We start from the raw sequence: 13,057 nt of genomic DNA on the forward strand, positions 1-13,057 counted from the left end.
AGACGGCCTTCACCGTATGCAACCCCTCCCCTAAATGATCATTAAGTGAGGGAGCAGGTGTAGGCTGGAGGCCGTTCCCTGTTCCCGAGCCGTCGGCGGCGAGACCGGGGGCTTGGGGGCAGAGTCCCCAAAAAAGAAGAGTATGAAGATAAAAAAAACGGCCACATCAGTGGCCGTTGGTTTTGAAAAAGATTATTTGAGACACAAATGCTGCCTCAAACAGGCTTCAAGCTTGGATTCAGGATCACACTCTCCGAAAAAGTCTTCCAGAAACGGTGATAAGTCCAGTTCATACAGCGTCCCTGTCCAGTCGTTGTAGAACTCCAGATAATAAGAGAAAGAATTCATAGGGAAAGGCTTTACATCCAATCTTTCGTATCTCAACTTTCCTTCGAAACCGAACGAATCCGCACTGCATTTTGCGCTGATGCTGTGCAAAATGCCCTGGTTTTCGTTCAAAAGTCTAACAGCAGTGTAAAGGGATTCAACATCGATGCTGACTTCTAAGTCGGGTACGGTGAAGTCATACTCGTCCGTCTGCCAAATGGTATTCAATTCGTTACTACCATCGGGCAGGTTAAGGTAAAGGATACGTTTACCGTTTTCCTGTTTTAGGATGAATCGGGCTCCACATGAAGCCTGAGTGCCCCCTTTGTCCTGATTATCAATCATTTTTAATCTCCATAAAAAAGCGGGAGACAACCCTGCGGGTTGTCCCCGCAGGATGAGTTGCCAATACGTTTAACGAAATCAAATTTCTTTAATCATCGTCATCGTATTCGCATCCAAAGTGCTCGATAGCGAAGTCACGGACTTCATCATCTGTGCACGGATAATCGAACAATGCTCCTTCATGACCTTCATAAGATCCTGCAAACCACATTCCCTCCTCCAAGTATTTGGCTTCAAAGACAAGGTCAGGAAAACGTTTGGCGATTTCTTCGTAAAGCCTATCCGGAGGACCCCAGGCAGTGTCACAGCTGATCCAGATGTCGCTTTTCCCAACCGTCACAAAAGTGCAGTCGGGATCTACGTCCCATTTGCAGCCCCAGTTAGCCATTCGCCAGTCATACCAATCCTGATGACCGTATTGGCGGATGTTTTCCGCAATACGCTTGGCAAATTGTTGATTGTAACGAAAACGAGATGCGACTTCAGCGTTATCTTCAAAATGGATAAATACTTCACCAACAGTCAGATTGTCCCAATCAAATTTTTCCGAAAAATATTGCTTTAATTCAGAGAAAAGTTCATCCGGCAATCTATATTGAACGGACCAAAAGGATTTATCGCGCTGTTCCAGCATTTCCTGTTCCAAATTGATCAACTTCTTTTCAGGTTGTTGAGCAATTTGAAACCAGGTCCTCTGCATGTAACTATCAGGCACATCAGGAAGAATCAGCTCCTCCGGCATGGGTACAATATGCTGAAAGCTAAATTGATACCCATCGTCGGTTTTGATCAGAATTTGTTCCGCCACTTCAGCGATACGTTCGGGGTTGCCCTCAAAATGAAGGCTGTTACTACACCAATTAGGCATATAAAGCTCCTAAGCAGGAATCCCTATCCCTGCGGATAAGGAAACCCGCAGGTTAATGGGCATGCGCCCGGGTTGATAAAAGAGTCGCCACCGGGAATCCGGAGCACATTTCAGACGACAGGTGCTTTAAAAAAAGCAAAGAAACCTGAACGATAACTTTGCCTTTGAATACAAAAAGGTTAAAGGATGTTGTCAACTTTGATAGACATAACTATCTCCAGTAGAGTTTCCGCCCCTGCGGGCAGAAACCCGCAGGTTAAGGGCTTACGCCTGGTTGGAAAAGAAGCACGGAAGTTATGCCGACTCTGCGTACAGTTCGGGCAGGATTTCACGGTGCAGCCAGCCGGTGACGACTTCGCGTAGCACATGGCGGTAGCCATCAGGCAGGACATCGGATAGACTGAAACCGAACTCGTACAGTCCTAGCCCTTCATTCGACTGCCACTCGATGATGGCATTGCTGTGGCGGCGGAAAATCCAGGCGATGTCTTCATCTGATAAATACTGCAATGCCACCTGAAAAATAACCATTTTGTCAGGACGGTTAAAATACTGCCGATAGGCAGACATCAGATAGCGCATGTCGGCAACGGCGGATATGCCTTCACCGGCGTATCCGTCCTCAAGGTAAGTGACGGCTGCAACAGCATCACCATTGCTACTGCTGATACAAACCATGTCGGCATTAGCCTGTTTGGCAAACTCTTCACAGGTTTGGGCAAAGATGGCCAAATCAGCCCCTAATCCCAATATTTTCAGTTCACGTCTAATAGCGGCCATGGCACCATCCGTGTGGGCAGTCAAAACAGCACCGTTTAATTTAGCTGCCGCAGCTGCCGATTCTTCCCTATCGGGATTCATCCATACAATAAAGTTTTGCATTATGTTGCTCCTTAAAAAGAAAACGGAGAACACAGTCCGTAGGGATTGTGTTCCCCACGGGGTTGATAAAAGAAAATGCCGTACATCCCGAAGGATGTGTGTTATGTTTAACGGCAGGACACAAGACAGATAAGGTCTGTCAGCCTGTAAAGACAGGTATTTTTAGAAGGCCTTACTTGAAGGCCGTCTGAAAATACCTGCCCGAAGGCAGGTAGAAGTTGCGATTTCAATCAGAATCCACCGTATTCGGGGCACTTCCGGAAATCAGAATGTCAATCAGTGTCTGTGCAGCTGAAATGGGCATCTCGTTGCCAATCATGATACTCTGCAACGGAAAATACCTGCTCGAGCCGAACACAGACAGGCCAAACTGATCGGGTTTGAGGAAAAAAGAAAAGCCGGACTCTGCGTCACGGTACAAATGAGCCTGAAGGATGTTTTCGGAAACATCCAAAACCGATTCGCCGTTTTCGCCGAAGACCAAACCGTATTTCAGGGCAATATAGTTTGCCACTTCAATCAACAGACGTTCGGTATCAGACGGTTTGGGATCAGACGACAGTCTGCCTGCATACCACTGCCTGCGCTTCTCCGCAGGTGTGTTGAAGACTTTTTCAGCCCAAAGGCGCACCGCTTCGCTGACCTGAATACAGCCTTCTCCTTCGAGAACGGCGACGGCATACAGCCAATCGTCGAAATAATCGGCTGCCTGGCCAAACGTCAGACCGCTGCCGATAAAGTCGGCAAAGCCGTTTTCGACACGATAGGCAAGGTCTTCGGCATATTCTTCAAATGCCTTATAACTTTCCTCAGTAATAAGCGTATCGCAGGGTACATTTCCCATATCCCCAAGACAGTAACTCATATCGTCTGACTTGAGGATAGCATCACTGTGATAGTAATCGGGATAATGCCTTTCCATAAAATTCCAGTCTAGAATAGCTGGCCGACGCATTAAATATTTTGAAACAGACACGATATTTCCTTTAGAAAAAGGGGATATGCGCCTGTCGGGGAACATATCACCGTGGGGTTGAAAATTAGGTTATGCTGATACGGCTTCGTCAGCTTCCAGTTGTGAACTGCTTGGGATATTACGGCCATATTTGTCGAAATACTTTCCCAATAGGGCTTTGGCCCACAAAACGGTTACAACTTCAGCCAGATTCTCCTGTGTTTCGAGTAGGTCGAAGAGGTCAGTCCTGCTTTCAGCCAGCCAAAGGTTGACTGCATCGCGATTGCGCCCATAAACCCACTGCAGGTCTTTACCGGTCAGGTCTTCAACATAATCTTCGAAAGACGCTTCCACATCGTCCTTGTTTCTCAACAGGTGAAGCAGATCGGCGCAGCCTTGATCCTCAACGGAATGCTCTACCGATACAGCAGCCGCGAACAAGTTAAGGTCTTTGGACGGCCAATTTTCCGAATGGAAGTTTTGCGCGAAATACTCGACCGCTTCAAAGACATCTTGGGCAATACCGTGTGGAAAGCCTTTATCGGACAGATAATCCGATACCCGATCCCAAATTGCCTGATAATTTTGTGGACAGGTAAAAAAACGTCCGTTCAAAGCACTCGCAGCTGCTTCAGACAGTTCGTTTTCCATATCCATGGTAATGATGTAGGTTTGCATAAGAAATATTCCCAAAAAAAAAAAACGGGACTGCCGTCCAGAAGGGCGGTCAGCCCCTCGGGGTTGAAAAAAGGAACGGATATTCCGTTCTGCATTTTAGGTTACATGGTTTAAGAATTTTGCAGAGGATGGCTGTTTAAATACCGTCTAACGGTATCGATAGCCCAGCTTTTGATGGCTTTATGGATGACTTTGCCTTTTGATTCCGGTCGGGAGGTGTTCAAATCGGTGAAATTCCCCCAATTTAACCCATTCTCCTCCATCCATTGAAGCACGGTCTCTTCGTTGCGTTCGAACAGCCAGGCAGCCGTTTTTTCCGAAACAACTTGTTCCAAGAATTCGATATGATCGGACGGACCGTATTCCGCATTTTTAAGCAGGTAGGCGATGTCGTCGTAACCGCCAATCTGCGGAACGGGGACCAGCACGAAGCAGTCGTTGTCTGGCATGCCGCTGTCGAACAATGCCTCCATCAGCATGCTGTAACCGACATCACGGCCTCGCATAATACTTTGGAAAACCTCCTGAGCCTGGTCATCTGTCAACATGTCGGCGAAACCGGGTTGACGCAGCAATGCCGTCCACGCGTCATGGTCGTTCATGACGGAGAAGGATACGGCGGCGGTATGGCGGTTTTCGGTCATATTGGGTACAGATCCCATTTCGTTTTCCATTCTGACGTATTCGGCCACCGGTACGATGGCACTGATCAGATTGGCGGAATAGCCCAGCTCGGCCAATTTGCAACCGATCTTATCGGTGAGGCTTTCGTCGTTGGACGGATAACAGATGACCTGTCCGTTAAGGGCTTCAGCAGCCTTGCCAGCCACTTCAAACTCCTTTTTGAACCATACGATATAGGTTTCAATATGTTTATTCACGGTATTGCTCCTGTAAAAAAGGGAATACCACACCCAATGGGATCGGCATCCCCAAAGGGTTAAAAAAATCCCGCCGACAAACGTATTTGCAGGCTGGGTCGGGTGATACCTTCAGGGTATCTGGTTGGTAAAAATAGCCGTCCGTCCCGAAGGACGCGCGCAATGGGTAACGGCAATACGCGGGGGGCAGATAAGGTCTGCCGGCCTGTAAACAGGTATTTTCAGACGACCTTATTTACCAAAGTCGTCTGAAAATACCTGCCCGAAGACAGGTGTTACGGTAAAACACCGCATCAATAGTCGCTGGGCAACATAAACGTGGTAACGCTGCGGTCCCACTCGGTAATTACCCAGATTTTATGATCGGCAACCGTATAGGAAGAAAATATCCGTCCTTCTTCGCCCGGCTTTAGGGCAAGACGGTTCGTTTTGGCATCATCCGGCGGCAGGTCATCCCACACGCCGCATTGATGTGCGTCTAATAAAATTTTGATGTAGAGGTTGTTTTCGTAGAGGTCGCGCGGAAGGTTTTCCTGCGCCCAGTTGTCGAGCGAGCGGGTGTAAACCACCCTGCCGACAGGGAAAAGCACGGGAAGATTTTCCGGCAAGTCTGCTAAATTGATGGAGTTCATAGGGTATATCCTTCAAAAAATTCCGGATACACCCCCTGCGGGACGTACCCGGCAGGGTTAGAAAAAAATTTGACGGTTGTTTACTTGATCGTCAGGACACGCCCGTAATCGGGCGAACCGACGGTCAGATCGACCGCGCGGATACTGGGGGAGAACCGGTCGGTCGAAGTCAGCGTCACGACCAGGCGGTCTTTGCTGTCGTACTCCTCCGACTTGGTTTCGACCTTGGTTTTGTGTGTCGAACCTTTGACCAATAACCTGCGACCGCCGGCCGAGGTAACGATTCCGTTAACCTGGCCTGCTGCCAGTGCCAACGCGGCATGCCACTGACCCAGTGCACACAAGGGCCGTCTTTTCTCTGCAGATACGGCTGAAGTGCCGAAATGCTGCCCGAAAGAAGGCCACAAGGTACGGTTTTTAGACTGTTTCAGCTCTTCGTCCAGTACATCATGCTCCAGCTTGAAGCTCATTGGACGGAACCCTTTGGCCGATGCCTCCGGCACACAGTATGCAGGGGTGCCGGCCGGAAGCGTTTCCGGAGCTGAGACAAAGTCCATCAGTAACCGCTGTTGCGCATCCGCCTGTTTCTTGCCTATGGACGCTTTGTTTTTCGGGCGGATGCCGAAAATAACCAGTTGGTTATAGGTGTCCACAGCTGCACGAATCATACGGACATCCGTACAGTGGGTAGCAATCTCAGCGGTCAGATGTTCCGTCAGCGCGGCTTCAGGAACAATCATCACCAATACGCCCCCGGCCTGCAAAGTACCGAAGGTACGCGCAAAGAAGATTTCTTCCAGGCGTTTGGTGCGTTGGTTGGAGAGGTTGTCTTTGGCGGTAAAACCGTAAGGCGGATTGAGGAACAGTAATCCGACGGCCGAAGCCTGCATGGTGCAGTTTTCAATGTCGGATTGGACGACAAAGTTCAGACGGCCTGCGGCATCCTGTGCCCGACCTTTGTCCAGTTCGACACCGAATGTTTGGCAGCGGATTTCTTCCGTCTGCAGAGTGGACGCGATAGTGGCCAAAGCCTCGCCCGTACCGCAGCAGGGATCAAAAAAACGTAGCGTACCGCCGGAAGCTGAGGTGTCCAGGCAGGCCGCTATGCGCGCCAATGTGGCGTTATCGGTTGGGAAATAGCCGTGGTCGCGGTGGTTGTTTGCGACACGGGGGTGCATGAGATGATTTTTGGTTTCCATATTGGTCTCCATTCAAAAAAAACGGAGACCACCCCGTGCGGGACAGTCCCCGCAGGGGTTAAAGTAAAGTTCAGTCGATGGTGCTACCGCGTTCTATATGGCGTACCATGGTTTTAAAATTCAGCAATCCGCGCGGATCCTGATCCGGCGAGCCGGGTATCGGAATTTTTCGACCGGTCAGCCGGTGCTGCAATGCACTGTGCTTACGGCTGTTTTTGGGTAGGAACATCCACTCTCCTCCCGATACCAGTTTATGTACAAAATTCTGGTAGTCCTTGTTTCTGCTATATCTCATTTTTTTCTCCGATAAAAAATAGGTCTTCCTCCTATATTTGGTTCAAAATACACGCATACGATTAAAATAACGTAATCGCGTAGCATCCAACAAAAATCCCACTGCCGTACAGAGGTACGGAACAGCGGGATTGTCGGCTACAAGCCGGATTGATCCAAAAAGGAACGTATCAGCGTTCTGTTTAAATTGCTTTGGTAATAAATTGCAACAAAGCATTTAAAAGATGGGAAAACCAATTAACATGATCGGTCATTTCGTTTATTAGTGTCTTGCTGTGATTCACCAAACTTCACTAGCTTAAAGATACCAAACAACATGACGGCAATCAGAATTAGTAAGCTGTAGGTCATGATCATGGTTTTTCCCTTTCCTTGGGTTCCTGTTTGACAATCTTTGATTCATATTTATCCAAGTAAAAGATAAATACTTGGGCCACATAGGCGGCCAGTAGTAATACCAAAGTGTTTACAAACCGCTGGGTAAAACTACCGGTGCCAATCCAAAAATACGGTCCGGCAGCTAAGAAAGCTGCTTTAGACGTATCATCTAGGATTTTAACCCAAGAATCAAAGATCTTCTTTGATACTGGCAAATCATATGGGAATATGATCTTCAAAAACTTCCTAATCATATATTACCACCATATGTGTTTGTATCAAATAGATTTCATCCGGAACGGATGAGGTTGTGTACAACATAAATGTATCTCCTTTACAAAATAGGCGGAGATACATCCCCCAGCGGAGAACATATCACCGCCAGAGGGGTTGAAAAATAGCCGTGCCACATGAATGTGGATGATGATGTTTAACGGCAGCATCGAGACAGTAAAACGACTGTCGGCGTTTGAAATAGTTATATCAGAGACCTTCCAAGGACATTTCCAGTTTCATGATTTGTAGACAGTTATGCGCCTGTTCGTAAGTGGCGAAATAATCTGATTCGCGTGAAAAAGGCATTTTCATTCCGGGAAATGAATTTTCAGTGTAATCCCTGCCGACATAATATCCGGCATTGGATTGCATTACTTTCAGATCCGAGATGTAACTACCGGCAGAGTGTTTCATGGTTTTCCTTTTCAGTAAATGAGATTCCAAGTTACAGGTTTTTTCAGACGACCTCGCGTTGAGGTCGTCTGAAAAAACCCACTTGACGTGGGTTGGATGCAAAAGCATCAATTATGTTTTGCGATCAGACGTTTGGCCAGCTCGACCTCGATCGAATCTTCGACCTGGTTGAGAATGTCCAAACCCGAATCCGGCATATCGCCGGAAGTTGATTGGGTCACGGCAATTTTCCTACCCATCAGCTCAAGGCAGATTTGCTGGGCGGTATCGCTGTACCCGGCAAAATAAACCTCTACATCCTCCTTCTGACCGATACGCCACGAACGACGTGCAGCCTGCATCAGGGTATAAACGTTATAACCTGTCTGCATGAAGTAGATGGTCGGAAATGCCAACAAATCCAAGCCGGTTTTGACCAGCTCCGGATTACAGATAACCACCTGCACTCCTTCTGCCAACCGGTCCTCTACCCAGTCTTCCCGCTGATCAGCTTTGACCGTCGCCTTCATCACCGCCGCCTTGATACCGTGCCGCTTGAAAATCTCTTTCAGACGGCCTGTCGTATCCCGGGTATCGGTATAGACAGTGTAAACCAGGCATTTACGGCCTTTGGCTAGGGCTTCTTTAACTACTTCCAGCACATCGGCTTCCTTGGGAGAAATCTCCTCCTCTCCAAACATCGGTTCGGTGCGATGGAGTACCTTACCCTCTTTCTTCCAATAAACCTCCTGTGCTTTGTAACAGCAATCCGGCCAAGCCAGTAAAGCACTCATGACCACACCTGTGAGGGTATTGTCTCTGCTTCTGAGTGCCGCTTTCAAATGCGTTTGCAACGTGGTTTCCATGATTTTGTAGGCTGACTCCTGGTCTGGAGTCATCAGTACCGGCCGGAAAACTTCCGTATAGCCGGGCAAAACGCCTTCGCCCAAATCGCGCAACTTCAAAAACACGGTAATCGGCAGGACATAGCGCATAATGCCCAACGGGGAGAATCCCGGTGCCTTGGAGGTTCGCACACTGCTGCGTTCCGCCTTGGAGCTGGTAAACGATCCGTTGCTGTATTCGCTGCCAAGGTGCCGGACGACTTCTTTCAGTACGCCATGCTTACGCATAAACGCCATACTTGCAGAACCCAAGGTATTACCCTTGTTGTAACCGAACCCGTCCTCAATCATCATCTGCGGCCAGAGCCGCCATAACAGGAAGAACAGGTCCTCCGCATAGCCGCCCATTAATGTACCGGTCAGACACAGGATTTTTTTGCAGCAACGCGCCAAAACTCCCATCGCCTGACCCTGAGCCGTACCGTAGTTCTTGTACTCGTGACCTTCATCCACCACCAACAACCCGAAAAAATCTTTGGGTAGATAGCGTTTGATGAATTCGGTGGGTTGGTATCCACCGCGCCCGAGGCTGAACTCCGCTTTGCCCAGGTCCCGGTCAATGCGCGCCGCCTGACGGTCGTCGAACAAAAAATCACCATTCTCATCCATCAAATTGGAAAACGCCTGAATGTTGTTTTCCAAGAGTCCGGCCAGATACTGCTCGCCGTACATCCGGATGATTTTGGCAGCGGTTTTGGGGCCGATGCCGGGCAAGGTGGTCATGGTTTTGAGTACGCGCTCGTACACCGTTGGAGCAACGCCCTCTTCAGTCTGCTCCTTCCGACATAACGTCCACAGCGGTTCACCGCAGGGTTTGTCGTTGAGCATGTTTTTGCAAAAAAGACGGTTTTTGGACAGCTCGTCTTTCAGACGGCCTTCGTTGAGATACGGTTTATTCTCCCCATCCCGGATTTCGCCGCCGCATTTCGGGCAGTAGTATTCCGTTACCGGATAGCCTTCAGATGCACCTTCTGACGGAATCCACCGGCGGCGTACTGCAAAGGCAGGCCGCCAATGGTAGCCCATGCGCATCCGCACACGGCCCATCACAAAAAACTCCGGTACCTCGGGTTTTCGTTCAAGGGCGCGGATTTGCAGCAGCTTGGCCAATGTATCGGCTCCGTTGAGGATCCACACACGGGCATCAGGGACAGTATTGAGGATTTCGCGCCGCCATTTGTATACCAAATGTGGCGGGCTGAGTACCAGGGTGCGGTGCAGTCTTGCACGATGGGCCGCCGCAGCTGCAGCGATGGACATCATGGTTTTACCGGTGCCCATTTCAGCATTGATAATGGCGGCGGGTTTGTCTTCCTCGACCAACTGCTGCAATACGGCACGGACGACTTCCCGTTGTGCCGTGAACAGTGGTCGAGCAAGACCATCCAACACTTCCTCCAGCTCCGGATAGGTTTGTCCGTGATAGACGGGCCGGTTCTGCTCCGTTACTGCTTGAAAAAGGCTTTCGCCGAATTCGGCCAAAAACTGCGTAAGCGGCATGTCGGTATCCGACTGCACCGTTTCTGCGGCTTCCTCGGTTGTTTCAGATACATGCGACTTCTCGGCCTCTTCGCACACTCTGCGGAAAATTCGGTTGAAGTCTTCAATGATTTGCTTTTGATGCTCCTCCATCAGTTTCACAGTCTGGTCGAGTTCTGCGAAATCGGGAAAGAGTCCTTCAGCGTTTGATGCGGGGTATGTCATCATATGCTCCTATAAAAAAACGGAGCAAAACCCCGCCGACGGAGAATTGCCCCGTCAGGGTTTAAAAAAGGTAAAACTATTCGTATTGGATGGGAAGCTGCACCAAGCCTAAACCGATACCATAAACTGAGCTTGCTGCCGCATAAACGGCCTCGTTATAGAAACGGTTGTCAAGGCTGGGCAGTGGCATAATTTCACCATCCTCCTTCACCAGTTCCGAACTGGCGAGGTCGGTAATGCGTAAACTCTCGCAGATAATATCTGCGTTTGCGTCGGTTTCCACTTCGGCAGTGATGCGGATCCGACCGCTAGGGGCAAGCAGGTTTATATCCGCCTGTTTCAACGGTGTTTCCGACGAATATACATAAACTGTTACCGAAGAAACAGCCACCATTCTGCTCATTGTGTGCATATTGCTCTCCTAGTGTTCGAAAATAGGAATCAACAGGTAAAGCCGGCGTTTTCCAGTGCGGATTTCAGACGGTCAGAATCCACCAAACTTTTCAGAATACTAAATGCCTGTTCTTCCGCTTTAGCTGATTTTCGGGAAACGGTGTTCAGTTGCAGTTCCAGGTATGGGGATTTGAAAAGAATATATCTGACGAATAGTCCCTCTCTGATAAGTTCTCGTACATGCAAATAATAGCCACGTTCGGCAGCATTATTGGCTTTCTTATACATCAACCCGATGTCCAAGGTTTTACCTTCGTTGAGTTTCGGTTTGATTCGGGTTTCGCTGAATTGGCGAATTAAGGGTAATGCGTGCATGGCATAAGCTCCAAGTAATAGGGAATATGCCATGCCCTAGGGAATGACGTATCCCCACAGGGTTGATAAAAATAGCCGTCCGCCCGGAAGGACGTGCGCAATGGATAACGGCAGTACGCGGGTGGCAGATAAGGACTGCCGGCCTGTAAACAGGTATTTTCAGACGACCTTACTAAAGTCGTCTGAAAATACCTGCCCGAAGGCAGGTAGAATAAGGGTTACATCATATCTGGCTTAACTGGACTCACCACATAACCCAACCTCCGGTTGAGATAGGGAAAATGTCAGTGCCTCCTTAACGGTATCAAATTCCGGGTCTGATCCGAATATTAATTCGCCGCTGGTATTGACCACATCACAGCCATAAACACTGCCCTCCTTCGTAATCCGAATTTCGACAGTCATTTCCTTGATATATTGCATTGTGTATCTCCTAAAACATCTTAGAGATACCTTACCCCCAATAGGGATATCGGTATCCCTATTGGGGGTAAATGGATCCGTTTACACATGAATGTAAACGCTCGGGTTAAAAAAAGAATCAGCCTTCGGATTTTTCAGCATTACCATCCGCCGGTATCTGCCGGGGATGGATGACCAAGATATCTGACTCTTGATCAATAACGCCCGCATTAGGTGAAAGTAGAACACCCAAAACGCAAAATAGCCAATCCAAATCACAGTTGTTGAATTTTTCGCACAAAGCATCCAAAACTTTATCTTTGTCCTCATCTTCCAACATTATGAATTCATCGGACTCATCTTTTTTTAAAGGATTGTATCCTTGTGCGACCAGATTCATCATACCGATGAATTCGCCGGCAATCCGCAGATCTTCATTTTCGGGTTTGGAAATATTCATAACCACGTTACTCCATCAAAAAGGTAAGTCTTCTTCAGTCTCTTCGGCATTTTGGGCTCGCACCTTTTTAGCCTTCATACGGTTCATTTCGCCTACTATCTCGCGAAGTTGTTCACTTTCACGGTGTTTGCGGTAATGGGCAAGTATGGCTTGGAAAATCGCATAATGCTTCCGATCCAGTTGTGTCACCGTACCCAGCTCGACGGGTTCGCCCCTATAGAACGAGAGAACCACATTTCGCATTATCTGAGCACCGCCGTAATTGTACGTTCCAAGCAGGATGTCTCGTACATCTTGCTGTTGAAACACCGTATCAGGATCGTAAATGACTTCTGTAAAATCATTTTCCAATTCACAAATACGTTGTTCCAGCCAGTCAGTTGCCATTTGACTTACAGCTTGCCTAAATTCGTAATAACCGAGGTCCTTCCAGGCAATTGGCAGTCTGAGTTCCATGGTCAATTTGGTTGACACACTGGCATCCTCTAACAACCATTTACCTGAAAGATACGCATAGCGTCCAAAACGGGCTTCGGGTAAAAGAACACGAGTTTCTCGACGAGTTTTCTCGTCCTCAAAAAGAAATTCTGCACGAAAATCGCATGTACGCAAATAGGCGGTTTTTTCGTAAACGTTGTAACAAATTATCATAACAGTCTCCAAAAACAGGGGAAAACATCCCCTGTCGGAGACGTATCCCCACAGGGTTA

Annotated in this window: 16 protein-coding genes; all 16 read right to left on the reverse strand. The window is 48.4% G+C overall.

Features of this window, described 5'->3' with window-relative positions; genetic code table 11:
• Positions 1-192: 192 nt before the first annotated feature.
• The gene (locus ACTHS4_RS08690) at positions 193-672 is read right to left on the reverse strand and encodes a hypothetical protein (RefSeq protein ID WP_440365738.1); all 480 of its coding nucleotides are present in this window, start codon (positions 670-672) and stop codon (positions 193-195) included.
• A gap of 88 nt (positions 673-760) precedes the next feature.
• Complete coding sequence (locus tag ACTHS4_RS08695; protein WP_440365739.1) at positions 761-1,540, reverse strand: hypothetical protein; 780 nt, start codon at positions 1,538-1,540, stop codon at positions 761-763.
• A 294-nt stretch (positions 1,541-1,834) separates the two neighbouring features.
• Positions 1,835-2,422 carry a hypothetical protein gene (locus tag ACTHS4_RS08700; RefSeq protein WP_440365740.1) on the reverse strand — a complete coding sequence of 196 codons (588 nt, stop codon included), beginning with the start codon at positions 2,420-2,422 and terminating at the stop codon, positions 1,835-1,837.
• A gap of 226 nt (positions 2,423-2,648) precedes the next feature.
• Positions 2,649-3,266, reverse strand: coding sequence for a hypothetical protein (locus ACTHS4_RS08705; protein WP_440365742.1), 618 nt, complete (start codon positions 3,264-3,266; stop codon positions 2,649-2,651).
• A 201-nt stretch (positions 3,267-3,467) separates the two neighbouring features.
• Complete coding sequence (locus tag ACTHS4_RS08710; RefSeq protein WP_440365744.1) at positions 3,468-4,055, reverse strand: hypothetical protein; 588 nt, start codon at positions 4,053-4,055, stop codon at positions 3,468-3,470.
• 110 nt (positions 4,056-4,165) lie between these two features.
• A complete protein-coding gene (locus ACTHS4_RS08715; RefSeq protein ID WP_440365746.1) occupies positions 4,166-4,936 on the reverse strand; it encodes a hypothetical protein in 771 nt (256 codons plus the stop codon).
• A 293-nt stretch (positions 4,937-5,229) separates the two neighbouring features.
• Positions 5,230-5,568: a hypothetical protein gene (locus ACTHS4_RS08720; protein WP_107697275.1), complete on the reverse strand. Its 339-nt coding sequence runs from the start codon at positions 5,566-5,568 to the stop codon at positions 5,230-5,232.
• An 80-nt stretch (positions 5,569-5,648) separates the two neighbouring features.
• Entirely contained in the window at positions 5,649-6,767 is a 1,119-nt protein-coding gene (locus tag ACTHS4_RS08725; protein ID WP_440365747.1) for a DUF6094 domain-containing protein, read from the reverse strand.
• 70 nt (positions 6,768-6,837) lie between these two features.
• Positions 6,838-6,996: a hypothetical protein gene (locus ACTHS4_RS08730; RefSeq protein WP_440365749.1), complete on the reverse strand. Its 159-nt coding sequence runs from the start codon at positions 6,994-6,996 to the stop codon at positions 6,838-6,840.
• Between the two features lie 418 nt (positions 6,997-7,414).
• Positions 7,415-7,678 (reverse strand): hypothetical protein, encoded by a 264-nt coding sequence (locus ACTHS4_RS08735; protein ID WP_440365751.1) that lies wholly within the window; start codon positions 7,676-7,678, stop codon positions 7,415-7,417.
• A gap of 244 nt (positions 7,679-7,922) precedes the next feature.
• Positions 7,923-8,129: a hypothetical protein gene (locus tag ACTHS4_RS08740; RefSeq protein ID WP_107697279.1), complete on the reverse strand. Its 207-nt coding sequence runs from the start codon at positions 8,127-8,129 to the stop codon at positions 7,923-7,925.
• A 107-nt stretch (positions 8,130-8,236) separates the two neighbouring features.
• Positions 8,237-10,717, reverse strand: coding sequence for a DEAD/DEAH box helicase family protein (locus tag ACTHS4_RS08745; RefSeq protein ID WP_440365761.1), 2,481 nt, complete (start codon positions 10,715-10,717; stop codon positions 8,237-8,239).
• Between the two features lie 76 nt (positions 10,718-10,793).
• Positions 10,794-11,129, reverse strand: coding sequence for a hypothetical protein (locus ACTHS4_RS08750; RefSeq protein WP_440365752.1), 336 nt, complete (start codon positions 11,127-11,129; stop codon positions 10,794-10,796).
• A gap of 29 nt (positions 11,130-11,158) precedes the next feature.
• On the reverse strand, positions 11,159-11,485 hold the full coding sequence (locus ACTHS4_RS08755; RefSeq protein ID WP_107697282.1) for a hypothetical protein: 327 nt from the start codon (positions 11,483-11,485) through the stop codon (positions 11,159-11,161).
• 541 nt (positions 11,486-12,026) lie between these two features.
• A complete protein-coding gene (locus ACTHS4_RS08760) occupies positions 12,027-12,347 on the reverse strand; it encodes a hypothetical protein (protein ID WP_107697284.1) in 321 nt (106 codons plus the stop codon).
• Positions 12,348-12,362: 15 nt separating this feature from the next.
• Complete coding sequence (locus tag ACTHS4_RS08765; RefSeq protein ID WP_234394535.1) at positions 12,363-12,998, reverse strand: hypothetical protein; 636 nt, start codon at positions 12,996-12,998, stop codon at positions 12,363-12,365.
• Between the last annotated feature and the right edge of the window lie 59 nt (positions 12,999-13,057).

The organism is Neisseria sp. P0014.S009 (genome assembly GCF_051958155.1).
GTDB classification, from domain to species: Bacteria; Pseudomonadota; Gammaproteobacteria; order Burkholderiales; family Neisseriaceae; genus Neisseria; species Neisseria flavescens_C.